Source organism: Tamlana sp. s12 (assembly GCF_016767215.1).
GTDB classification, from domain to species: Bacteria; Bacteroidota; Bacteroidia; order Flavobacteriales; family Flavobacteriaceae; genus Pseudotamlana; species Pseudotamlana agarivorans.
Genome location: NZ_CP068547.1, coordinates 3,055,641 through 3,077,911 on the forward strand (window position 1 = coordinate 3,055,641; position 22,271 = coordinate 3,077,911).

Genomic DNA, 22,271 nt, shown 5'->3' on the forward strand with positions numbered 1-22,271 from the left:
ACAAAAAACAAAATCTCAAACACCCCTAAAAACACCCCTAAATAGAGTGAATTTTAATGAATATTTAAAAATCATTTAGATTCACAAAATTTTAAAAATCTAAAAACCTCTTTTAAAAAAAGGGATTTGTAGTGATTATGAATTAAAATGGAATCATTAAAAACCAAGGGGTATAGTCTTCTCGTGCGCACCACTTATTATAAGGTTTTATTAATCATTTTAATAAAACCTTTTTTTATACTTCAAAACCTCATAAATCAATCAAACTTTACGATCTAACAAGGCATCAATGGTAGTCCTTACTGTTTCACTATTCCAATTGGCAGCTCCTGTTTTATCGATTATTATATGTCCAGATTGATCGATTAAAAAAGTCCGTGGAATATTAGTCACATCTAACAGATCTGGCAACTGACTTTTAATCGTATAGGTTTCAAACGTATAGCCCTCTTTCTTTATAAAGGCTTTAATTTTTTCAGGAGGGTCACTTGAAACAAAAACAAAATCTACTTGATCTTTATAATCCTCATAAAGCAATTGTAGACTAGGCATTTCAGCAATGCAAGGCGCACACCAGGTTGCCCAAAAGTTTAGAAGCACTACTTTGCCCTTACTTTGTTCAAAACTTATAATTTTCCCTGATTTTGTTTGTAAAGCCCATTTATAATCGGTTAGAGCAGCTTGCTTATTTTCATCAACTACGGCTGGACTAAATAGAGCTAAACCCTTATTTAGCCACACTTGAATTGGGTGTCTTGTTTGAGGGATTAACAGTAAAACTATTACAACAATAAACAGAATATTTTTTGTGCTAAAATTAGATTTCATACGAGTTCAGTTGGATTGGATTTGGGTTGGCAACTTTACAAGTTAATAAATTCCCATAAAAAAACCTCCCAAAAAAGGAGGTTTTAAATATTAGACAATGCTAAATCGTTTAGGCTTCTTCTTCTGAAGACTCAGTCGCTTCAGCTTCAACTAAATTATCAAGCAACTTATGTTCTTGTAATAAGTTATACCATTGGATAACTTTTTTAATATCGCTAGCATACACACGATCCTCATCGTATTCTGGCAATATTGAAAAGAAATATTCTTCAAGTTTATCTTTGCTATCTTTAGGTTTTACCGACGCTTTTTCGCCATTTTCTTTCACCTTGATGTTTTCAAAAACCTGAGCTAAAGGCACTTCTTCCGTTAAGGTATAAATAGCTATTTCACTTAATACACTTACATTGTTTTGTACGCTTACAGAAATGCGCTTTTTATCTATTAAAGACTCTGCAACAAAACCACCACGGGTTTGTGTTACCAATTTATATAATCCTGGTTTACCTGAAATTGATATAACTTTTTCTAAACTCATATTTTATTTTTTAAGGGTCACAAATATCAACTGATTATTGATGTATTGCAAACATTATCGTTTCTTTTTTTGATCTGGAAAACGCATTCTATAATCTACATTTATCTTTCCTTTAGAGATATTAGTAAGTCTTCCTTTTATTAATTTTTTCTTTAAACTTGATAGCTTATCGGTAAATAAAACACCATCTATGTGATCATATTCATGTTGAATAACACGAGCTACTAATCCATCAAAAGATTCCTTTTGAGGCTGAAAATTTTCATCCAAATATTCAATAACAATATTAGGCTTTCTAAAAACATCTTCTCTAACGTCTGGGATACTTAAACACCCTTCATTAAAAGCCCATTCATCACCCGATTCCTCAACAATTTTAGCATTTATGAAAACACGTTTAAAACCGATTAATGTCTTTTGCTCTGCCTCAGTTAAATCTTCATCTTCTGAAAAAGGCGTCGCATCTACTACAAATAATCGAATAGGCAATCCTATTTGAGGTGCTGCCAAACCAACCCCATAGGCGTTGTACATGGTTTCAAACATGTTTGCTAATAAATCCTGGAGGTTAGGATAATCATTTGTAATATCGGTGGCTTTCTTCTTTAAAACGGGATCGCCATAGGCTACAATAGGTAAAATCATAAGGTGCTTTATTAAGGCTTGCAAAAATACAACTCTTATTAATTATGTAACGAACTTATTTAAACTTTTTCCATTTGCTAAAAAATTGCCCTTTTTCATCCCTTTATCACCTTTTCATTCTTTCGTAGCCCAGCTATGGAACTCAAAAAAACTTTCAAATGGCCGAAAAATGTCTAATTTTCGCTTAAACGCAAAAAGACTAAATCAGTTCAATATGTTTAACATCAATTATTCTGAAAAAATTAAGAAATATTGTCACTTAAAAAATATGATATCGAAAAAAGATTACTTCGAATGTAAATAATCTTGTAGAATAATCGTGGCACTAATTTCATCAATTAGAGCTTTATTTCGACGCTGTTTCTTTTTTAACCCACTATCAATCATCGTTTTAAAAGCCATTTTAGAAGTAAAACGCTCGTCGACGCGTTTAATAGGCATATTAGGAAATGTTTTTTCTAGTTTTTTTAAAAAAGGTGCTATATAAGCTTCACTTTCTGATGCCGTATTATCCATTTGTTTGGGTTCGCCAACTAAAATTAATTCTACATCTTCCTGTTTTATATAATCTTTTAAAAAAGGTAAAAGCTCTGTAGTAGGTACAGTAGTTAAACCTGAAGCTATAATTTGTAAAACATCGGTTATTGCTATACCTGTTCTTTTTGTTCCGTAATCTAATGCTAAAATGCGAGCCATCTTTTTTTTTACAAAAATAGTGTATAAAAAAAGGTTACCGTAATATGGCAACCTTTTTCTAATCATATATAGGTAATGGTTAGTTTTTAAGCTAAGGCTTCTAAATTCATTTTAGGAAAAACTAAGCTGATATTTCCAATTTTTTTCTGCCTTTTGTAATATAATTTGATATCACTTTCTAATCGTACGAATTTTAAATTAACTTTTAATTCGTCTAATAATATAACATTTTTTGGAGTTAGTTCATTAACAGAAAAGTTTCTAGTTTCTGAAATATGCTGCTTCTTTCCAGTCTCCAAAGTTGAATCAGGATTTTGAGCACTAACAATAGAACCAAAAAATAAAAATATTAAAATGAAGTAAAAATTGATTTTCATCTGCGTTTTAATTAAATGATTACTTATGATTAAAATGATTAAGGTAATATTGGCCCGAACCTAATTATAGATGGAGCAAACCATAAAGCTTTAAATGTAGTGAGACAAAAATTACCCTCTTGTAAACACCGTTAAAAGTCATATTTTAACGATGAACGAAGTAAATCTAATAATTTTTTTTCAATTACAAAAAATACGTGTTAATAAACTCACAAAATTTTATAAAAAACCATCAGTTTTAAAAATACATCCGTATATGGGCCCTTTTTATATTAATTTGATAAATCCTTTATTGTATTTAAATCATAGCTAGTATATTTGCTCAAAATAATTTTACAATGACAGAATTACAACAAATCATAGAAAACGCTTGGAATGACAGAGCGTTATTAAGTGAAGAAAACACTATTGCTTCAATAAGAAAAGTAGTAGATTTAATAGACAAAGGTGAGTTACGTGTTGCTGAACCAGTTGAAAACGGTTGGCAAGTAAACGAATGGGTTAAAAAAGCTGTTGTCTTATATTTCCCGATTCAGAAAATGGAAACTATTGAATGTGGTCCATTAGAATTTCATGATAAAATTCCTTTAAAAACAGGTTACAAAGAAAAAGGTATCCGTGTCGTACCTCACGCTGTAGCACGTCATGGTGCTTATATTTCTTCAGGAACTATTTTAATGCCTAGTTATGTAAACATTGGTGCTTATGTAGATGAAGGTACTATGGTTGATACTTGGGCTACTGTTGGTAGTTGTGCTCAAATTGGTAAAAACGTTCACCTTTCTGGTGGTGTTGGTATTGGTGGTGTTTTAGAACCATTACAAGCTGCTCCAGTTATTATTGAAGATAACGTTTTTGTAGGGTCACGTTGTATCGTTGTTGAAGGTGTTCGTGTTGAAAAAGAAGCCGTATTAGGTGCTAATGTTGTACTTACCATGAGTACAAAAATTATTGATGTAACTGGCGACGAACCTATTGAAATGAAAGGTCGTGTTCCTGCCCGTTCTGTAGTCATCCCAGGAAGTTATACTAAAAAATTCGCTGCAGGTGAATATCAAGTACCTTGTGCTTTAATTATTGGAAAGCGTAAAGAAAGTACTGACAAGAAAACCTCTCTAAACGATGCACTTCGTGAAAACGACGTAGCTGTTTAAATGAAAATTCTTGTTATACAACAAAAAATGATTGGCGACGTGCTTACAAGCAGTATTCTGTTTGAAGCACTTCGCCATAAATATCCTCAAGCTCAATTACATTACATCATTAACGAGCACACCTATCCTGTTGTAGAAAACAATCCTTTTATAGATCACTGTATTTTATTCACCAAAACTGAAGAAAAAAGTAAAAAGGCTCTAATAAAGTTTGCTAAAAACATTCAATCGCAACATTATGACATTGTGATTGATGTGTACTCCAAATTATCTAGCAATATCATCACCGCTTTTTCAAAGGCTAAAACTAAAATTTCCTACCATAAATCATACACCACATTTGTATATGATTATAATATAAAAAGGCAACAAAATCTTGAAGCAAATAGTCTGGCTATAACTCATAGACTTCAATTGCTAAAACCTTTGGGAATTGAAGTTGAAGACCTTCAGCCAAAAATTTATTTAACTGAAAAAGAAATTCACGATAGCAAACAGTTTTTAGAAGATTCGGGTATTGATTTAAATCATCCCCTTTACATGATAAGTGTATTAGGTAGCGGAGAAAACAAAACCTATCCTTTTGATTATATGGCTAGGCTTATTGATGAGATCATTAATGAAAAACCTAAAGCTCAAATTCTGTTCAACTACATTCCTAATCAAGAAAGTGAGGCACGAGCTATTTACAATTTGTGTACACCAATAACTCAAAAACAGATTTATTTTGAGATTTTCGGAAAGAGTTTACGTGAATTTCTAGCGATAACAAAGCACTGTGATGCTTTAATTGGTAACGAAGGTGGTGCTATTAATATGGCTAAAGCGCTTAACATTAAAACCTTTGCTATATTTTCACCATGGATTAACAAAAACACTTGGAATCTTTTTGAAAACAAAAACCATGTTAGTGTGCATCTAAAAGACTTTAATCCTGAAATTTACAACCAGGAAGAAAAGAAATTCAAAAGTCAAACAGAAATCCTATACAAACAGCTTAAACCTGAATTGTTTCTAGATACACTTAGAACTTTTTTGAAATAATTACTTTTGCCAAAATTTAGAATTTATAATGATAAAACTTTCGGGCGTTATTATAACCTACAATGAAGAGGAGCATTTAGAGAAATGCCTACAATCCCTTGTAAATATTGTTGATGAAATTGTTGTAGTGGATTCGTTTTCGACGGATAATACCCCTGAAATTTGTGCAAAATACCACGTTAACTTCATTCAACATCAATTCGAAGGCTATATAGAACAGAAAAATTTTGCGATCTCCCAAGCAAAACATGACTACATTTTGTCGCTAGATGGCGATGAAGCCCTTTCTGAAGCGTTAAAAAACAGCATCCAAAAAGTCAAACAAAATTGGACTCATGATGGTTACTATAGTAATCGCTTAAACAATTATTGCGGACAATGGATTAAGCATTCCGATTGGTACCCCGACAGAAAACTACGTTTATTTAAAAAAGGCAGTGGCGAATGGCAAGGCATTAATCCGCACGACAGCTATACCTTAAAAAAAGGGTATAAAGCAGGTTTTTTAAAAGGAGACTTATTGCATTGGATTTATAGAGACTACCAAGAACACAATCAAAAAGTAGAGCGTTTTTCAACGATTGCAGCTCATGCTTATTACAAATTAGGTATTAAATCGTCTGTATTTAAAATCGTATTCAGACCCACTTGGGCATTTTTCAAAGCTTACTTTTTACGTTTAGGTTTTCTAGACGGCTTAAATGGTTTTGTAATTTGTGTACAAACCTTTAATGTTACCTTTTTAAAATATTTGAAACTTTACGAGTTACACAAAGGAAAAGATTAATCTTTTTTCCAAAACTTCAACTTCTTCTTTAATCGTTGTTTATTATGGTATTTTTCTTGAAACGCTTCCGTTTCTCCCCACATTAAATCAAAAATAGTTTGATAATCTTCGCCTGAGCATTTAGCATATTCATCGCTCATCACTTCAACCATGGATTTATGAATGGTAAGTCGTGAAAAATTCTTAATACGTGTTTCAAAATCTAAAGTCCCAAATTCCATGCGATTTAAATCCACTAAATAAAATTTATAATTACCTTTATTATATTGAATTAAAGTGTTTCCTGGAGAATGATCTAGAAAATGCACACCGTTTTCATGTAACTTAAACGTAAACCTCGTAAAAGCACGAAGAATGTTTTCGTAATTGGGGATATTGAAATCTGTGGTTAATTCTCGGTACGTAATATCATAATCAACATACTTACTTATATAATAACTTTTTTTAAACAAATAAGGGGTTGTTTTTTCAAAATAAGCAATAGGTTCTGGGGTACCAATTCCTAATTCTAGTAATCTCGTAGCAAACTCAAAAGAGCGTTGGGCTTTACTTTTTCTAAAATAATTATAGGCAATTTGATTTACGAGATTCGGGATTTTAAAGGCTTTTATACTAATTTTTTCACCATTAAAATCAAATAATTTTATGGTGTTTCTATCGCCGTCAACAAAACGTTCACCGAGTTTATTAAATTTTTTTACAAAACGCTTTAATTGTTTTTTATCGCCTTTATACGCTGGTGTAAAAACTTTCTTTTTCATCCTGCGAAATTACGAATTTTATGTTTATAGTTTAACAGACTAAACCCCCACATATTTCTTTTGTCTTTTTTACCTTTGGTGTTTAAAACAAAATTATGCGCTTATTACAAATCACTGCCTCTGGAGTTTGGAGAGGTCACGAACAAAAAATCGTTTACCTCTATGAAGCTTTTAAAGACAAGGGGTATGTTGAAGATCAGTACATCGTTTGTGCCAACAACACGCCTATTTTTGATGTTGCGACTTCTAAAAACATGCAGGTTATTGGGTTTGATTATAAAAGTGAATACGATTTAGGTTTTGCCAAGCGTTTATCGAAAATTGTAAAAGAAAAAAATATTGATGTTGTGTTTATTCACAATAGCAAAGCCCATACATTGGCGGTATTATCGCATTTATTATTCAAACTTCCTGCTCCACTTGTACTTTGCCGCACTCTTATTAAACGGGTTGATTCTAACGCGTTACGCAAGTGGAAATACGATTACTCTGGAATCAGAAAGATAATTTGTGTGTCCCATCCTGTTGTTGAGATTTTAAAACCAGCCGTTAAAGACCATAGTAAAATGTGCGTTGTGGGTAGTGTAACGGATGTGAATAAATTCACTAAAAATACAAAAACCGGATTACTTCATAAAGAGTATAACATACCTAGCGACTACAAGATTATTGGTAACATAGCTGCTTTTTCTGAGTTTAAAGACCATTATACTTGGGTGGATACCGTAGATATTTTAGTAAAAAGAAACAGCTTTAAAGCTAAATACCTTTTGATCGGTGAAGGCGAATTAGAAAATGATATTAAACAATACGTCACCGAAAAAAACTTAAACAATCATATTATTTTTTCTGGCTTTAGGAAAGACATTCCTGAGGTCTTACCAGAATTTGATTTATTCCTATTTACATCTAACAACGAACCTACAGGTGGTGTTTTATTAGAGTCTTATGCTTGTAAAGTACCCATCGTGGCAGCCAATGCAGGTGGCATTCCAGAAGTGATTGTTAATAATAAAACGGGACTACTTGCCGAGGTTGGTAATCCAGAAGATTTTGCAGATAAAGTTGAATTTTTAATCGAAAACGAAACTTTAAAACAAGAACTCACTGAAAACGGCTATAAATATCTCTTAGACAATTTTACCAAAGATGTCATTTCAAAAAAGATGTTTGAAGAGTTACAGGATGTTGTAAACAAATACAAACGTTAATTTTTAATTATTTTTTTTAGAAAACATTATATATCAATACCTTAGACATAAAAATATTTTATGGCTACTACAAACACATATTTAAATTTTAATGGCAATTGTGAAGAAGCTTTCACTTTTTACAAGTCCGTTTTTGGAGGTGAGTTCAGTTACTTAGGTCGATTTAGTGACATACCTTCTAGCGAAAATTTATCGATTACTGAAGCAGATAAAAGCAAAATTATGCATATTTCGCTTCCTATAGGAAATTCTATTTTAATGGGCAGTGATTCTGGTGGTGAATGGGCACCTGATTTTAAACAAGGTAACAATTTTTCAATCTCCATTTCGGCTGATAGTAAAACAGAAGCTGATAAACTATTTAAAGAGCTTTCTAATAACGGAAAAATATCCATGCCTTTAGAAGATACTTTTTGGGGTGATTATTTTGGCATGCTCACCGATCAATTTGGCATCAGCTGGATGGTAAGTTTTAATGAACAACAAAATCAATAGAACTTTCTTCTAGACCTTAAATCATTTTAATTTCAAAAAAACCCAGCCAATAGGTATAAAAAAAAGGCGATCGACTAAAACATTTTAGCCGACCGCCTTTTTAAAAATTTCTATAATTATTAGTCTCTTTCAACTTTCACACTTGAAATGTGATCATTCCAACCATGTTCTAAGCAACCGTTATCTTCATATAAAGTTTTGCTGCTTCCTCTCCATCCACCATCTTGGTAAATAATAATTTTATAGCCTCTTGGTACACGAATAGAAGATATTCTATCATTTCCAACACCAAGTTGATCATGATCGTAACGACCAACACCTAGAGTTTTGTGACTTCCCTTAAAACTACAGTCTCCGTATAAAGTTACACCATGATCAGCCCCACTACTGTGATGACTGCTGTTACTGTGTCCATTATAGTTATTGTGTGAGCTGCTGCTAGAACCTCCTTTACACATACTTGAATTTGGCATTTTTGTTACTGAAGTAACACGGTCATTTTTAACCTTCATAAGTAAACATTTGTCATTTCTCTCCTTATACCAATACAAAGAAATTACAGAAGTTCCTGCTGATTTAGTAACTCTAAACCCTTTATCCTGCAATCTTGTAGAAGCATCTGGTTCAGACATACCACTTAAACTTGATAAATTAAGATTATCATTATTTGAGGAATTGTGTGAACTACCAGAACCCGACTTACCACAATCAAAGGCCTCTGTATTGACAGCTGATTTTACTCTACCATCTTCAATACGTACCGTTACACATTTACCTTTTCTGCTGTTCCACCAGTTTTGATAAATAGTACTAGAAGACTTATCAACTTTTTCTAGATGATATCCTTTATCTTGTAATACAGTTTCGGATGACATACCTTTCAATCCGATAATTTCATTTAGATCCGTTGCATTACTTTGCCCGAAAACTAAGGTGTTAACTACTAAAAATGCTATAATAGCACATATTTTTTTTGTATTCATAATTAGAAAATTTAAATTATTAAGTTCAATGAATCGTAAAATAAAGGTAGTATAAAATATTCATTAAAATTTAAATAAATTAAAATTTCCCGTCTAAGTCTTAACAAACCATATGAATAAGATTACCAAATTAGAATGTAATCTATTCATAATTAATCGTTTTACTATAACGAATAAACTCACAAGACAATCAAGAAAATAACCGTTAAATCTAAGTCGGAATTAAGGATTCTTTCCTCAATTCTGCCTATTGAGACGCTTGTTTCATAAAGCTTTTACTCAATTCTCAGAAACCGTTTCAGTTTCAGTTTAAAAATTTTAAAAGCATAACTATCTCTGTGTCTTATCGTATAAAACCAAGGATTTCCTTCACGAACATCACCATCAATTAAACTAAAGCTTGTGAAATTATGCTTCCAAGCCACATAATTAAAACTTAATTGATCCCGTTTACTTTCATTTAATACAACTTGCCACCAGGACTCCATTACCGTTATAAGCTCTTTATCAAAATGTTTTCTTATTAATACTGGAGCTGTTATGAGTCCGTTATGTTCAGGATAGCCTTCTGCCCTAAATCGGTCCATTTGCTTTTTCATAACCTCAGGATCGTCCTTTTGAGAATCATTTCTTTTAGCGAAGTCTAAGATAGCTTGATACTCTTCATAAATACAATCACGCTTTCCAAAAGCATTTTGATTGTGATCGAAACAAGCCATTTTTGCTATTTTCATCTTCTCTTCAACCAATTTATTGATATCCTTCATCACCCAAATATTAGCATCTATATAAACACTAACCTTATATTTTTCGCTTAAATGTTTATGGGGCAATATTTTAAAATAGCGATTACTTCTCGTATTATCGTTTTCAACAGGTTGCTTAACCTTAATAATCTTCCAGTTTTTTGCTTTTATATCTTGATCCGTATAACAAATAAAATCAACATTTTTAATTTTTGGCTGGTCTATTAAACCACTATAATCACCAAAAAGCGCTGTATATACCACTATTCTATCATTCATATCTATACTCATTATTATCCTTTAATACATCACAAAAATACGTTAAACATTATTTCTAACCTTGAATAGCGAAAACATTACAATTGAAAATAAAGTCATAATTTTGCAGTCTATGAAGGATAAAAATATACTTTTTATCACTTATGATTTAAGTGGATATTACAAAGCGATAAAAAACGAGTTAAAAACACATTACTACAATGTTGAATATTACAATATCGCTTCATTAAAAAAATATAAATACAAACATATTTTTGAGAAGGGTTTCGCTGCAATTTATAAAGTGGCCTCTAAAAAAAAGATTAAAAACTATTATCAATTACAGCCTATAATCGATAAAACAAGTTCTAAAACCTATGATAAAATAATTATAATTAGACCTGATTTGTTTTTTGATTCTCAACTTAAAGCTTTAAAAAGTCGAACAGATCATTTTATTGCTTATTATCACGACTCCATAAGTAATATTGAACGTAAAAAAGAGGTGGTTCATTTTTTTGACAAGGCTTATTCCTATGAAAAAAAAGATGTTAAGGATTATCAATTAGAGTTTCTTCCTAACTTTATATACCTTGATGATGAGCCTGTAATCGAAACGCCCATATACGACGCTTTTACCATCATGTCTGATGACTACAGATTAAGCACTTTAGAAAAACTAGGTCGTTATTTACAGAAGTCTAATATTAATTATAAGTTTCTAGTACAATCGGATAAAAAAACAGTTTCCGCTCAAGTTACTTTTGTAAAAGAGCGAAAAAGCAATAAACAGGTTTTAAACTACCTAAAAAAAACAAAGGTTATAGTCGATATTCACAAGTACGGTATTCAAGATGGCTTAACTTTTCGTGTATTTGAAAGTCTGTATTTTGAAAAGAAACTTATCACAACGAATGCCGATATAAAAACCTACGATTTTTATAACCCTAACAACATCTTAGTCATTGATCCAAATAATGCCATAAATATCCCTGAAGACTTCTTTAGTACACCTTACGAAAAAGTACCTTCAGAAATTTATCAGAAATACCATTATACCAACTGGTTAAAAACCATTTTAAGTTAATTATGCAAACAGAAATAAAAAACGCTTTAGACACTTTAAAACAAGGCGGGCTCATACTCTACCCTACCGATACCGTTTGGGGTATTGGCTGTGATGCTACAAACCCAGAAGCCGTAAAAAAGGTTTACGATTTAAAGGAACGTATTGATAGTAAAGCGCTAATTTGTTTAGTTGCCGACGACCGAATGCTTGCTAAATATGTTAAACAGGTACCCACTGCAGCTTTAAATATTATTGAAGTAACCGACAAACCCACGACGATAATATATGATGATGCTCAAAATTTAGCAAAAAATTTAATTGCCGATGATGGGTCCATTGCGATTAGAATACCAGATGACGAATTTTGTTATCAGCTCTCCAGAAAACTAAATGGTGCCATCGTATCTACTTCGGCAAATATTAGCGGGCAGCCAACACCAAGCTCATACAAAGAAATAGCACCGGCTATTTTAAAAGGTGTAGACTATGTTGTAAATTTGCATCACGAAAAAATTTGCGCAAAACCGTCGTCCATTATTAAATTAAGTAATAATGGCGTTGTGAAGATTATACGTAAGTAAAAACAGCCACGAATACACGAATAATTTTGCTTTTAGCCATTTAAAAAAGAAACAAACTAGAATAAATGTTAAGTTCTGGTTTTAGAATGGCGTAAAGCATTTTAAAATGTTGGTGAATTGGGGCAAAAAAACAATAATATAATGTCTAAAATTGTATATAAAGACGAAAGCTATGAAATTGTTGGTGTTTTATTCGAAGTTTACAACAACTTAGGAAGTGGCTTTTCTGAAATTGTATACAAAGATGCTATTGAACATGAATTTAAGTTAAGAAATATTCCGTTTCAAAGAGAAAAAGAATACTCCGTAAACTATAAAAACATTGTTTTAAAACACAAGTTTTATGCAGATTTTGTAGTGTTCGATAAAATAATATTGGAAATAAAATCTGTAGAAAGTTTACACGACAAACATATTTCACAATGCATTAACTATTTAAAAGTCTCACAAAACAAACTCGCACTTTTGGTGAATTTTCATAAAGATTTTCTAGACCATAAACGCATCGTATTATAAAAACATTCGTGTATTAGTGGCAAATAAAATGAATTACAAAGAAGCATTACATCATCCAATATTTAAAATCATTTCGCAATCGGCAAAAGAACTACAATTAGATTCTTATGTTATTGGCGGTTTTGTACGCGATTTTATACTTAAAAGAGGTACGGCCAAAGATATCGATGTTGTCGCCATTGGTGATGGCATAAAATTAGCGAAGCAAGTCGCGAAAAACTTACCAAATAAACCTAAGGTTCAAGTATTTAAAACTTATGGTACAGCCATGCTTCGTTATGATGATATTGAAGTTGAATTTGTTGGTGCCAGAAAAGAATCGTACACCGAAGACAGCAGAAATCCTGCAGTTGAAAACGGCACTCTTGCCGACGACCAAAACCGAAGAGATTTCACTATAAATGCCTTGGCCTTAAATTTGAGCACAGAAAATTTCGGTGATTTATTAGATCCTTTTAATGGTGCTCAAGATTTAGATGATAAAATTATCAGGACGCCTTTAAATCCAGATATTACTTATAGTGACGACCCTTTGCGCATGCTTCGAGCCATTCGGTTCGCAACGCAATTAAATTTTACCATTGAAACCAAGTCTTTAAAAGCCATAACCAAAAATAGTGATCGCATAAAAATTATCACTAATGAACGTATTGTTACCGAAATCAATAAGATTTTAGAAAGCAAAGTACCTTCCATTGGCTTCTTATTGCTAGAACAAACAGGTCTTTTAAAACATATTCTTCCTGAACTCACGGCTTTAAAAGGCATCGACGAAATTGAAGGGCAACGACACAAAGACAATTTTTATCACACTCTTGAAGTCGTAGATAACATTGCTGAAAACACAGATAATGTTTGGCTACGTTGGGCAGCATTGCTTCACGATATTGGTAAAGCACCTACCAAAAGGTTTAGTAAAAAAGTAGGCTGGACGTTTCATGCCCATGAATTTGAAGGCTCGAAAATGGTGTATCACCTATTTAAACGTTTAAAAATGCCTTTGAATGACAAAATGAAGTTTGTTCAGAAAATGGTATTTATGAGTTCACGTCCTATTGTTTTAGCTCAAGATATCGTAACCGATTCGGCTGTTCGCCGTTTAGTTTTTGATGCTGGTGAATATGTAGAAGATTTAATGACCCTCTGTGAAGCAGACATCACTACTAAAAACCCGAAGAAGTTCAATAAATACCACAACAACTTTAAAATTGTTCGTGAAAAAATTATTGAAGTTGAAGCCCGTGATCATGTTCGTAATTTCCAACCTCCTATTTCGGGAGAAGAGATTATCGCCGCTTTCAACTTAAAACCATCAAGGGAAATTGGCATTATTAAAGAAGCCATTAAAGAAGCTATTTTAGAAGGCGTAATTCCGAATGAATATGAAGCAGCACATGCTTTTATGTTGGAGAAGGGACGAAAATTGGGGCTTACTGTTGGAGGTTAAATTTATAGTAATAGAGGCTTACAGCAGCAAAGTTCCAAAGTCGCAAAGCTACAAAGTAACTTTGAAACTCTAAGTTACGAAGAATAAGTGATTCAATATGCAAAACAGTTACACCTATAGAAAGTTATTAGTTTGGCAAAAATCTATGTCTTTAGTCACGGAAGTGTATCGTAGTGTTAAAAACTTTCCTCAAGACGAACTGTATGCACTCACTTCTCAAATAAAAAGATCTGCAACATCTATTCCCAGTAATATTGCTGAAGGTTATGGAAGAGACGGCACAAAAGATTATTTACGATTTTTAAATATAGCTTTAAGTTCTTTATTCGAATTACAAACACAACTAGAAATAGCTTATAATTTATCATTTTTAAAAGAAGAAAATTTCAATAAATTATTTTTAGACACAAGAGAAGTTGAACGTATGCTCACCAGTTTCATCCGAAAAATTAAGGGTTAAGCGTTAGAGTGGAAAGTAACAGAATCGCAGAGGGAAATGTGCCTCTGATTGGAAAAACAATTAAAATAAAACAAAAATTAACAAACTATAGAACACTTTGAAGCTATGAGTCTTTGAAACTTTGAAGCTTTGAAACTCAGCAACTCCAAAACCATGAAAAAAGACAACAAAAACGTAATATACTGGCTACTAACAGGCTGTTTCCTGATTTTCATAATGGTTGTTGTTGGTGGTATTACCAGATTGACCGACTCAGGTTTATCCATTTCAAACTACCGATTAATTACTGGAACCATTCCGCCTATTGGGGATCAAGAATGGCAAGAAGCTTTTGACCTCTACAAACAACATCCAGAGTATCATGCCTATAATAACCATTTCAATATTGAAGATTTTAAAAATATTTACTTCTGGGAGTGGTTACACCGTGTTATAGGGCGTTCCATAGGATTGGTCTTTATTATTCCGTTTGTATATTTTTTAATTAGAAAACAACTTAGTAAAAGCACCATAAAAAAATGCATCGTATTATTAGCTCTTGGAGCCTTTCAAGGCTTTTTAGGCTGGTACATGGTTAAAAGTGGCTTGGTAGATATGCCAGATGTGAGTCACTATAGATTAGCAGCACATCTCGTAACCGCCTTTTTAACTTTTGCCGCTACACTTTGGGTGGCCTTAGATCTCATGTTTCCCATACGCAAACCCGCCAATATCCCCATGAAAAGACTGCTTATTTGGGGCTACATCGTTTTAATTATTCAAATTATTTATGGCGCTTTTATTGCTGGTTTAAAGGCTGGTTTAATGCACAACCATTGGCCCTTAATGAGTGAAGGCAAGTTTATACATCACACCGCTTACGTATTAGATCCTTTTTATAAAAACCTAATTGAAAATCCAAGTGGGATTCAGTTTGTGCATCGTATTTTAGCTTTTGTCGTGGTGTTATTCATCTTCTTAATTTGGAGAAAATCTAACAAGTTCACGCTAACAGCACATCAAAAACAAGGTGTTAATTCTTTAATACTTCTCGTATTATTACAGTTTTCATTAGGGGTTTTTACCCTTATTTATCAAGTTCCCTTAGGTTTAGGAATTGCCCATCAAGTCGGAGCCTTTTTCTTGTTAACGAGTATGACTTTTACATTACATCGTTTTACTAAATAGTTTAAATAACATACCTTTGTGCTTTAATTTTTTCACCGATGATATACAGATTTAGAGTCATATTAGACAACGATACCACCGACGAAGACGTTTTTCGCGATTTAGAAATTCGTGATAGCGATACGCTTGAAGATTTACACAATATCATCACGCAGTCGTTTGGCTTTGATGGTACCGAAATGGCCTCTTTCTACGTAAGTAATGATATCTGGGAACAAGGTGAAGAAATCTCTTTATTCGATTTAAGTGAAGAAGCTACAGCGCGTTTAATGCACGAAACATCTTTAGATGGACTTCTAGATGAAAACCAGACAAAACTTATCTACGTTTACGACTTTTTAAGTATGTGGACATTCTTTGTGGAATTAGCAGAAATCGTTGAAGAAACCGAAGGTCATGACTATCCTAACCTGATGTACGTACAAGGTCAAGTGCCTGAATCTGCTCCAGAAAAAACTTTTGAAGCCGATGCCCTTGATGATTTTAACGAATTTGAAGATGATTTCGATCCTGAAGATTACGACCAGTTAGATTTTGACGAAAACTGGAACTAGTATTTCTTCCTTTTTAACGCTTCTAAATTGACATTCTCGTAGTTTCTTGTTAGAAACGCTAAAGAAAACCTCAAAATTTCACCCATGTTTTTGCTCTTTTTGAAGTTAACATCATGGGTATAATTAAAGATGGTTGTTTTTAGTAATTGGATATTTTCTTCAGTGGAAATCACATCATTTTCTAAGCTATCCAACAACATTTCTACACGAACATGTGAACTTTTGAGACGTTTAACCAAAATAGAACGTTCTTCAGTTTTATATTGATCTATAGATAATTTCTGAATAATATTAGAGACCAATTGTACCATTTCATAGTTTTCTTTAAAAAACTGAGGTCGGTAAATATTAAATTTCCCTTCATAGCACTGTTGATCAAAATCGATGGCTCTAATTTTATAAACCACTTTATCAAAATCATGCGTAGGTACAATTACATAATTATAGGAGCGCATATCGCCCAATAAACGAATCATACAGCGCTCATTAAATTTCACAAACTCTTTAGCTATTTGCGCTTTTTCCGATTTACTACAGTTTGGCAGCATATTCTTTATAAACTCATCACCAGGAATACCCGCAATATGTTCTTCAATTAAAGTATTTTCATAAACCAAGTAATTCAAATTATATGGCGATAGCATATGCTCTAACTCTAAGCCATATACACGAGATGCATCAGCGGTTTTAATATAAAAATACGTCGAGTTGTCATTTAAAACATTTCTAATTTTAATCCTAAAAGGCTTCGAATTACCAAAGGTGCAGTAATCAATAGCATCAACACTTAAAAACGGCAAGATGTTTTCATTTCCATCAGAATGAAATATCGTATACACTTTTTTTAGCGAGGACTCTATCTCCTCACGTTCAAATTCATTAAAGTAAACGCGAATCCAAAGCGTATCGTTATCATCTTTATCGTATACTACAACAGAGCCTTGAAATCGAAGTAAATCATCATAAAAAATAGGGATTTCTATATTTCTATTATATCGTGATAAATACTTTTGTAACTTCGGGGTTATAGGATAAGATGGTTTTCTCTTTGATATTTTTAAATCTTGCATAACGACTAATCTTCCTCAAATTTAAGCTTTTTAAAAAGATATTGTGTAACAATATGGCATAGGATTCGTCATATTTATGATTACCAAAAAGCCTAAAAAGTTAACTTTTAAAATTTACACTTTTGGAAACCATTCTAAAAATTGAAAATCTCACTAAAAAATTCGGGTCATTAACTGCCGTTAATAATTTATCCTTTACCATTAAAAAAGGTAATGTTTATGGTATTCTAGGTCCCAATGGTAGCGGAAAATCGACCACCCTAGGTATTGTTTTAAATGTTGTAAATAAAACGGAAGGCCAATTTCAATGGTTTGATGGAACGATGACCACACATGAAGCATTAAAGCATGTTGGTGCTATTATCGAACGCCCCAACTTTTACCCTTACATGACGGCTGTTCAAAACCTGAAACTCGTTTGTAAAATTAAAGGTGTTGATATTAGTAAAATTGAAGAAAAACTAGAGATCGTAGGCCTTTTAGAAAGAAAACACAGTAAGTTTAGCACTTTTTCTTTAGGTATGAAACAACGGTTAGCCATTGCCTCTGCCCTTTTAAACGATCCAGAAATATTAATCCTCGATGAGCCTACAAACGGTTTAGATCCTCAAGGCATACATCAAATACGAGAAATCATAAAACAAATTGCCACTAAAGGCACTACCATTTTGTTAGCCTCCCACTTGTTAGATGAAGTTGAAAAAGTATGCTCGCATGTGGTGGTTTTACTAAAAGGTGTTAAACTGTATTCGGGGCGTGTAGATGCCATGATTTCTACTCATGGTTTTTTTGAAGTGACATCCAATAACAACTCTAAATTAATTGAACTTTTAGAAAATCATAATGCGTTTGGAACCATTAAAGTTAACGACAACCAAATGATTACCGCCCACTTAAATGAACCAATGCAATCTGAGGACTTCAACAAATTCATGTTCGACAACCAAATTATACTGACTCATTTGGTACAGCGTAAAGAAAGTTTAGAAGAACAATTTTTACAACTTACAGACCATAATTAACTGTCAAAAAAATCCATTTTAAATGTTCCGACTTTTAAACTTAGAATTGCAAAAGCTCCTGCTCAACCGCGCCAGTAGAGTCTTAATTTTTATATCGTTTATATTACCTTTTTTCGTTATACTTCTTTCTTCATTAAAAATTAACGTCTTTGGTTTTTTTACTTTAGAACTGGGTGAACTTGGCGTTTTTAATTTTCCGCTAATCTGGCACCTAACCACCTTTTTTGCTTCACAATTCAAATTCTTTTTTGCCATTGTAGTGGTGAGCATGATTGGTAACGAATACAGTAATAAAACGATTAAACAAAACCTCATCGATGGCCTTAGTAAAAAGGAATTTATTTTATCAAAATTCTATACTATTGTCTTCTTTTCGTTAATTTCTACCATTCTTATTTTCTTTATTACCTTAAGTATTGGTTTATATTATTCGAGTTATAATGAGGTATCAATAATCTTTACTAACATTGAATTTTTATTGGCTTATTTCGTAAAACTTGTTGGCTTTTTTAGCCTCTGTTTGTTTTTTGGTATGTTGGTAAAACGCTCGGCCTTTGCTTTAGGATTTTTATTCATTTTGTTCATTGCTGAATGGATTTCATTTGGTATTCTAGCTTGGAAATTTAACAGCAAAACAGCCGAAAGCATTCAAAATTTCTTTCCTCTAAAATCAATGTACAAACTCATAGATGAACCCTTTCAACGTATAACTATGTCCAAGTTTCCAGACAAGGTCAACTTGGTATACGACTATAGCGTACATGCCTATGAAATCATTATCGTTCTCGGATGGACCTTCTTATTTGTGTTTTTATCTTATAAACTATTAAAACGTCGCGATTTATAATATCTTTACCTCTTTATCCCTAAAGATGTTAAGAAACTTTATCGCTTTATTTTGCATTATTTCCATACATACTTTCGCACAAAATCAAGCTGCAAATTGGTATTTCGGAAAAAATAGTGGTATTCATTTTGATTCTAGTACCAATACCGTAACCCCTGTTTTTAATGGTAAAATTAACACCCTGGAGGGATGTACTTCGATTTCTGATAATTCAGGTCATTTATTATTTTACACCGACGGTATAACGGTTTGGAATAAAAACCATGAGATTATGGTTAACGGTTTTTGGCTCTATGGTAATCCTTCTAGTTCGCAATCGGCCATAATCGTTCCTAAACCTAACCACCCCAATATTTACTATATTTTTACAGTTGATCATTATGGTGGCCCTTCTGAACCTAGTAAAGGTTTAAATTACTCTGAAGTCGATTTATCTTTAGATGGTGGCTTAGGTGCTGTAACCTCTAAAAACATCAACCTCCTTAGCAATTCGACCGAGAAAGTAACAGCGGTACTTAAAGATTGTCGAGACAAATCTATTTGGGTGCTTAGTTATGCATCTAAAGATGGGACATCTGACGTGTTCGACACCTTTCATGCTTTTGAAATTACCGATGCAGGTGTTAACACCAATTCTGTAAAATCGACTTTGTCAAAACAAGTATTAGATCGTCGAGGTTATTTAAAATTATCGCCAGATGGTTTAAAATTGGCTTGTGCTAATTCGTACGACGGACTCGATTTATACGATTTTGATATTTCTACAGGTCTTATTTCGAACCATACACCGCTCATTCTTCCGGGCATAAGGTCTGCCTATGGTGTGGAATTTTCACCAAATAGTGAATTATTATATACACAGACTTCAAATATTCTACCAGATTTTGCTGATATAAATGACCCTAATATTCATAATTCGCAGTTAGTCCAATTTGATATCTATGCCGCTAACGTCGCTGGTTCGGTAACCATTATTGACAACAGAAAACTGTACAGAGGTGCACTACAAATGGGACCTAATGGTAAAATCTATCGGGCTTTAAGCGCGTCATACAATACCGGACTCCCTTACTTAGGAGTTATTAACGAGCCCAATAAAAGAGGCCTGGCCTGTGATTATGTTCATGATGCTATAGACCTTTCTCCTTCGTTTTCAACACAAGGCTTACCACCTTTTATCAGTTCTTTTTTTAATAAACAGATTGATATTATTAAAAATGGTAAACAAAACACAAGTTTAAGTCTATGTGAGGGCGAAACCTATACTTTACAAGCCGACCCGATTTCTGGAGCAACCTATTCTTGGTTTAAAAACAATACGCCCCTACCTGAAACCGGCCATAAACTTCCAGTTTACGATTCTGGATATTATGAAGTTATTGTTAGTCCGAATAATGGCGAATGTGACATAGAAGGTGCCGCGAGCGTTATTTTTAATCCGAATCCAACTGCTCTAGACATGACCCTTTTGCAATGTGAAGATGATCTTGTTTTCGATGGAAAATCTATTTTTAACCTCAACGAAGCAATTAATGATCTCACTGGTAACGCCACCGATGTTTCAGTTAAATTTTATTTAGATGCCGCTAGAACTAACCAAATTCTAGATCAGGATAAATTTGTAAATACTTCAAACCCACAAACCATTTATACTTCTGTAGTTAATGATAATACAACTTGCATTTCTTTTTCTGAACTGACGCTTGAAGTGAGCAATACAAATATTAAATCTGGACAACTCTTTTCTTGTGATGATGATGGCATTGAGGACGGCTATTATATATTTAACTTAAAAGATGCCGATGCCTTTATTCTTGATGGTAGCTCTATTGGTTTAGATATTACATATTATGAAACCTATGAAGATGCTCTTTTAGAGCAAAACCCTTTGACTGACCAGTATCAAAACTTAACCCCTTATTCGCAAATCATTTTTGCACGAGCAGAAAACGCGAATAATTGCTATGGCATAAATGAAATAGAACTTAAAGTACAAGAGCCATTCACTTTTTTAGACGACAGCACTACCTATTATTGCTTAAACAGGTATCCAGAAAAAATTGCTATTGATGCTGGACTAACAAGTAATAATTCGAGCGATTACTCATATCTTTGGAGTACAGGAGAGTCAACTTATAGTATTGATATTAACGCCGCTGGCATATACTCGGTGACTCTAACCAACCTGTTAGGATGTGAAAGAACCAGATCCATAACTGTAGAAGCTTCAAATATTGCCACAATTAATCATGTAGAGGTTAAGGATGCCAGAGAAAACAATGTAGTTTCTATAATGGTTACAGGAGAAAGTACTTACCAATACCAACTAACCAACACAAATAATAATTTTAGTACAGATTACCAAGACAGCAACGTATTTGAAAACGTCCACCCTGGACTCTACACAGTGTCGGTTAAAGATGTGAAAAATGATTGCGGTACGACAAACGAGCTTATTTCGGTGATAGGCTTTCCTAAATTTTTCACCCCAAACAATGATGGAATTAATGATACTTGGCAAGTTTATGGTGTTTCTGAAGCCTTTCAAGCCAATACTAAAATTTTAATCTTCAACCGCTATGGTAAACTACTCAAAGAACTTCATCCGCTTGGCGAAGGTTGGAATGGTACGTTTAAAGGAGAAAAATTACCACATGATGATTACTGGTTTTCAGTTAAACTAGCAGATGGCCGCCTGTTTAAAAACCACTTCACTTTAAAGCCCTAGAGCTTAAAAACCAATTAAATTGTATTTCAACTAAAGTTTTTTAAAACAAAAAAATTATACACTACTTTTCTCGCAAACTTAAGCCCCAGCACCTTAAGTTTTATAACTGTTTTGATTAAAACTCAACGAGGCAGTATGAAAGTTAATAAATTTTGATTTGTCAAGTTGATCTTGTCGAGACCAATACTAATTAGTTAGTTAAAAGTATTTCGACAAGATCAATATGACATAAACGAGACTATGACACCGCTTCATATAATGGTTTGTGAGACTTTTACGTTTATAAA

Annotated in this window: 24 protein-coding genes; 15 read left to right on the forward strand and 9 right to left on the reverse strand. The window is 33.0% G+C overall.

Annotation, left to right across the window (positions count from 1 at the left end):
- Nucleotides 1-261: 261 nt before the first annotated feature.
- The 5 genes from JJL45_RS13185 to JJL45_RS13205 form a co-directional block, all read right to left on the reverse strand.
- Complete coding sequence (locus JJL45_RS13185; protein WP_068602126.1) at nucleotides 262-828, reverse strand: TlpA family protein disulfide reductase; 567 nt, start codon at nucleotides 826-828, stop codon at nucleotides 262-264.
- Between the two features lie 109 nt (nucleotides 829-937).
- Nucleotides 938-1,366 carry a DUF5606 domain-containing protein gene (locus tag JJL45_RS13190; RefSeq protein WP_068602124.1) on the reverse strand — a complete coding sequence of 143 codons (429 nt, stop codon included), beginning with the start codon at nucleotides 1,364-1,366 and terminating at the stop codon, nucleotides 938-940.
- A 54-nt stretch (nucleotides 1,367-1,420) separates the two neighbouring features.
- Nucleotides 1,421-2,011 (reverse strand): peptide deformylase, encoded by a 591-nt coding sequence (gene def / locus JJL45_RS13195; RefSeq protein WP_068602122.1) that lies wholly within the window; start codon nucleotides 2,009-2,011, stop codon nucleotides 1,421-1,423.
- A gap of 285 nt (nucleotides 2,012-2,296) precedes the next feature.
- Nucleotides 2,297-2,707, reverse strand: coding sequence for a Holliday junction resolvase RuvX (gene ruvX, locus JJL45_RS13200; protein WP_068602465.1), 411 nt, complete (start codon nucleotides 2,705-2,707; stop codon nucleotides 2,297-2,299).
- A gap of 86 nt (nucleotides 2,708-2,793) precedes the next feature.
- Nucleotides 2,794-3,084 carry a hypothetical protein gene (locus JJL45_RS13205; protein WP_068602120.1) on the reverse strand — a complete coding sequence of 97 codons (291 nt, stop codon included), beginning with the start codon at nucleotides 3,082-3,084 and terminating at the stop codon, nucleotides 2,794-2,796.
- A 338-nt stretch (nucleotides 3,085-3,422) separates the two neighbouring features.
- On the opposite strand from JJL45_RS13205, the gene JJL45_RS13210 reads away from it, so the two are divergent.
- The 3 genes from JJL45_RS13210 to JJL45_RS13220 are packed head-to-tail and all read left to right on the forward strand — an operon-like array spanning nucleotide 3,423 to nucleotide 6,069.
- A complete protein-coding gene (locus JJL45_RS13210; protein ID WP_068602118.1) occupies nucleotides 3,423-4,238 on the forward strand; it encodes a 2,3,4,5-tetrahydropyridine-2,6-dicarboxylate N-succinyltransferase in 816 nt (271 codons plus the stop codon).
- A complete protein-coding gene (locus JJL45_RS13215) occupies nucleotides 4,239-5,282 on the forward strand; it encodes a glycosyltransferase family 9 protein (RefSeq protein WP_068602116.1) in 1,044 nt (347 codons plus the stop codon).
- A gap of 28 nt (nucleotides 5,283-5,310) precedes the next feature.
- Nucleotides 5,311-6,069 (forward strand): glycosyltransferase family 2 protein, encoded by a 759-nt coding sequence (locus JJL45_RS13220; RefSeq protein WP_068602114.1) that lies wholly within the window; start codon nucleotides 5,311-5,313, stop codon nucleotides 6,067-6,069.
- On the opposite strand, the gene JJL45_RS13225 is transcribed toward JJL45_RS13220, so the two are convergent.
- On the reverse strand, nucleotides 6,066-6,830 hold the full coding sequence (locus JJL45_RS13225) for a lipopolysaccharide kinase InaA family protein (protein WP_068602112.1): 765 nt from the start codon (nucleotides 6,828-6,830) through the stop codon (nucleotides 6,066-6,068). The two genes, JJL45_RS13220 and JJL45_RS13225, sit on opposite strands and share 4 nt — an antisense overlap.
- 95 nt (nucleotides 6,831-6,925) lie before the next feature.
- Between JJL45_RS13225 and JJL45_RS13230 the strand changes: the two genes are divergently transcribed.
- On the forward strand, nucleotides 6,926-8,041 hold the full coding sequence (locus tag JJL45_RS13230) for a glycosyltransferase family 4 protein (protein ID WP_068602110.1): 1,116 nt from the start codon (nucleotides 6,926-6,928) through the stop codon (nucleotides 8,039-8,041).
- Nucleotides 8,042-8,101: 60 nt separating this feature from the next.
- On the forward strand, nucleotides 8,102-8,536 hold the full coding sequence (locus JJL45_RS13235) for a VOC family protein (protein ID WP_068602109.1): 435 nt from the start codon (nucleotides 8,102-8,104) through the stop codon (nucleotides 8,534-8,536).
- Between the two features lie 119 nt (nucleotides 8,537-8,655).
- On the opposite strand, the gene JJL45_RS13240 is transcribed toward JJL45_RS13235, so the two are convergent.
- Nucleotides 8,656-9,411 carry a hypothetical protein gene (locus JJL45_RS13240; RefSeq protein ID WP_202664163.1) on the reverse strand — a complete coding sequence of 252 codons (756 nt, stop codon included), beginning with the start codon at nucleotides 9,409-9,411 and terminating at the stop codon, nucleotides 8,656-8,658.
- Nucleotides 9,412-9,794: 383 nt separating this feature from the next.
- Nucleotides 9,795-10,544: a glycosyltransferase domain-containing protein gene (locus tag JJL45_RS13245; RefSeq protein ID WP_202664164.1), complete on the reverse strand. Its 750-nt coding sequence runs from the start codon at nucleotides 10,542-10,544 to the stop codon at nucleotides 9,795-9,797.
- A gap of 112 nt (nucleotides 10,545-10,656) precedes the next feature.
- Here JJL45_RS13245 and JJL45_RS13250 point away from each other — a divergent pair, with 112 nt between their 5' ends.
- The 7 genes from JJL45_RS13250 (at nucleotide 10,657) to JJL45_RS13280 (ending at nucleotide 16,317) form a co-directional block, all read left to right on the forward strand.
- Nucleotides 10,657-11,610 carry a hypothetical protein gene (locus JJL45_RS13250; protein WP_068602104.1) on the forward strand — a complete coding sequence of 318 codons (954 nt, stop codon included), beginning with the start codon at nucleotides 10,657-10,659 and terminating at the stop codon, nucleotides 11,608-11,610.
- A 2-nt stretch (nucleotides 11,611-11,612) separates the two neighbouring features.
- Nucleotides 11,613-12,173 carry an L-threonylcarbamoyladenylate synthase gene (locus tag JJL45_RS13255; RefSeq protein WP_068602102.1) on the forward strand — a complete coding sequence of 187 codons (561 nt, stop codon included), beginning with the start codon at nucleotides 11,613-11,615 and terminating at the stop codon, nucleotides 12,171-12,173.
- 141 nt (nucleotides 12,174-12,314) lie between these two features.
- Nucleotides 12,315-12,689 (forward strand): GxxExxY protein, encoded by a 375-nt coding sequence (locus tag JJL45_RS13260; RefSeq protein WP_067146045.1) that lies wholly within the window; start codon nucleotides 12,315-12,317, stop codon nucleotides 12,687-12,689.
- Nucleotides 12,690-12,717: 28 nt separating this feature from the next.
- Nucleotides 12,718-14,136 (forward strand): CCA tRNA nucleotidyltransferase, encoded by a 1,419-nt coding sequence (locus JJL45_RS13265; protein WP_068602101.1) that lies wholly within the window; start codon nucleotides 12,718-12,720, stop codon nucleotides 14,134-14,136.
- A 97-nt stretch (nucleotides 14,137-14,233) separates the two neighbouring features.
- Entirely contained in the window at nucleotides 14,234-14,596 is a 363-nt protein-coding gene (locus JJL45_RS13270; RefSeq protein ID WP_068602098.1) for a four helix bundle protein, read from the forward strand.
- Between the two features lie 153 nt (nucleotides 14,597-14,749).
- Complete coding sequence (locus tag JJL45_RS13275) at nucleotides 14,750-15,763, forward strand: COX15/CtaA family protein (protein WP_068602096.1); 1,014 nt, start codon at nucleotides 14,750-14,752, stop codon at nucleotides 15,761-15,763.
- Nucleotides 15,764-15,801: 38 nt separating this feature from the next.
- Complete coding sequence (locus JJL45_RS13280; RefSeq protein ID WP_067146037.1) at nucleotides 15,802-16,317, forward strand: IS1096 element passenger TnpR family protein; 516 nt, start codon at nucleotides 15,802-15,804, stop codon at nucleotides 16,315-16,317.
- Here JJL45_RS13280 and JJL45_RS13285 read toward each other — a convergent pair.
- Nucleotides 16,314-17,387: a hypothetical protein gene (locus tag JJL45_RS13285; protein ID WP_068602094.1), complete on the reverse strand. Its 1,074-nt coding sequence runs from the start codon at nucleotides 17,385-17,387 to the stop codon at nucleotides 16,314-16,316. The genes JJL45_RS13280 and JJL45_RS13285 overlap by 4 nt on opposite strands.
- 122 nt (nucleotides 17,388-17,509) lie before the next feature.
- Here JJL45_RS13285 and JJL45_RS13290 point away from each other — a divergent pair, with 122 nt between their 5' ends.
- The 3 genes from JJL45_RS13290 to JJL45_RS13300 are packed head-to-tail and all read left to right on the forward strand — an operon-like array spanning nucleotide 17,510 to nucleotide 21,984.
- Nucleotides 17,510-18,409, forward strand: a complete 900-nt coding sequence (locus JJL45_RS13290) for an ABC transporter ATP-binding protein (protein WP_068602093.1) — start codon at nucleotides 17,510-17,512, stop codon at nucleotides 18,407-18,409.
- A 22-nt stretch (nucleotides 18,410-18,431) separates the two neighbouring features.
- The gene (locus JJL45_RS13295) at nucleotides 18,432-19,256 is read left to right on the forward strand and encodes an ABC transporter permease (RefSeq protein ID WP_068602091.1); all 825 of its coding nucleotides are present in this window, start codon (nucleotides 18,432-18,434) and stop codon (nucleotides 19,254-19,256) included.
- Nucleotides 19,257-19,281: 25 nt separating this feature from the next.
- Nucleotides 19,282-21,984, forward strand: a complete 2,703-nt coding sequence (locus JJL45_RS13300; protein WP_068602089.1) for a T9SS type B sorting domain-containing protein — start codon at nucleotides 19,282-19,284, stop codon at nucleotides 21,982-21,984.
- The last annotated feature ends 287 nt before the right edge of the window (nucleotides 21,985-22,271 follow it).

Excerpts from the sequence above, each read along its gene's own strand:
- JJL45_RS13185 (WP_068602126.1), bottom strand. The coding sequence starts at position 828 with ATGAAATCTAATTTTAGCACAAAAAATATTCTGTTTATTGTTGTAATA.
- JJL45_RS13190 (WP_068602124.1), bottom strand. The coding sequence starts at position 1,366 with ATGAGTTTAGAAAAAGTTATATCAATTTCAGGTAAACCAGGATTATAT.
- def (WP_068602122.1), bottom strand. The coding sequence starts at position 2,011 with ATGATTTTACCTATTGTAGCCTATGGCGATCCCGTTTTAAAGAAGAAA.
- ruvX (WP_068602465.1), bottom strand. The coding sequence starts at position 2,707 with ATGGCTCGCATTTTAGCATTAGATTACGGAACAAAAAGAACAGGTATA.
- JJL45_RS13205 (WP_068602120.1), bottom strand. The coding sequence starts at position 3,084 with ATGAAAATCAATTTTTACTTCATTTTAATATTTTTATTTTTTGGTTCT.
- JJL45_RS13210 (WP_068602118.1), top strand. The coding sequence starts at position 3,423 with ATGACAGAATTACAACAAATCATAGAAAACGCTTGGAATGACAGAGCG.
- JJL45_RS13215 (WP_068602116.1), top strand. The coding sequence starts at position 4,239 with ATGAAAATTCTTGTTATACAACAAAAAATGATTGGCGACGTGCTTACA.
- JJL45_RS13220 (WP_068602114.1), top strand. The coding sequence starts at position 5,311 with ATGATAAAACTTTCGGGCGTTATTATAACCTACAATGAAGAGGAGCAT.
- JJL45_RS13225 (WP_068602112.1), bottom strand. The coding sequence starts at position 6,830 with ATGAAAAAGAAAGTTTTTACACCAGCGTATAAAGGCGATAAAAAACAA.
- JJL45_RS13230 (WP_068602110.1), top strand. The coding sequence starts at position 6,926 with ATGCGCTTATTACAAATCACTGCCTCTGGAGTTTGGAGAGGTCACGAA.
- JJL45_RS13235 (WP_068602109.1), top strand. The coding sequence starts at position 8,102 with ATGGCTACTACAAACACATATTTAAATTTTAATGGCAATTGTGAAGAA.
- JJL45_RS13240 (WP_202664163.1), bottom strand. The coding sequence starts at position 9,411 with ATGTCATCCGAAACTGTATTACAAGATAAAGGATATCATCTAGAAAAA.
- JJL45_RS13245 (WP_202664164.1), bottom strand. The coding sequence starts at position 10,544 with ATGAATGATAGAATAGTGGTATATACAGCGCTTTTTGGTGATTATAGT.
- JJL45_RS13250 (WP_068602104.1), top strand. The coding sequence starts at position 10,657 with ATGAAGGATAAAAATATACTTTTTATCACTTATGATTTAAGTGGATAT.
- JJL45_RS13255 (WP_068602102.1), top strand. The coding sequence starts at position 11,613 with ATGCAAACAGAAATAAAAAACGCTTTAGACACTTTAAAACAAGGCGGG.
- JJL45_RS13260 (WP_067146045.1), top strand. The coding sequence starts at position 12,315 with ATGTCTAAAATTGTATATAAAGACGAAAGCTATGAAATTGTTGGTGTT.
- JJL45_RS13265 (WP_068602101.1), top strand. The coding sequence starts at position 12,718 with ATGAATTACAAAGAAGCATTACATCATCCAATATTTAAAATCATTTCG.
- JJL45_RS13270 (WP_068602098.1), top strand. The coding sequence starts at position 14,234 with ATGCAAAACAGTTACACCTATAGAAAGTTATTAGTTTGGCAAAAATCT.
- JJL45_RS13275 (WP_068602096.1), top strand. The coding sequence starts at position 14,750 with ATGAAAAAAGACAACAAAAACGTAATATACTGGCTACTAACAGGCTGT.
- JJL45_RS13280 (WP_067146037.1), top strand. The coding sequence starts at position 15,802 with ATGATATACAGATTTAGAGTCATATTAGACAACGATACCACCGACGAA.
- JJL45_RS13285 (WP_068602094.1), bottom strand. The coding sequence starts at position 17,387 with ATGCAAGATTTAAAAATATCAAAGAGAAAACCATCTTATCCTATAACC.
- JJL45_RS13295 (WP_068602091.1), top strand. The coding sequence starts at position 18,432 with ATGTTCCGACTTTTAAACTTAGAATTGCAAAAGCTCCTGCTCAACCGC.
- JJL45_RS13300 (WP_068602089.1), top strand. The coding sequence starts at position 19,282 with ATGTTAAGAAACTTTATCGCTTTATTTTGCATTATTTCCATACATACT.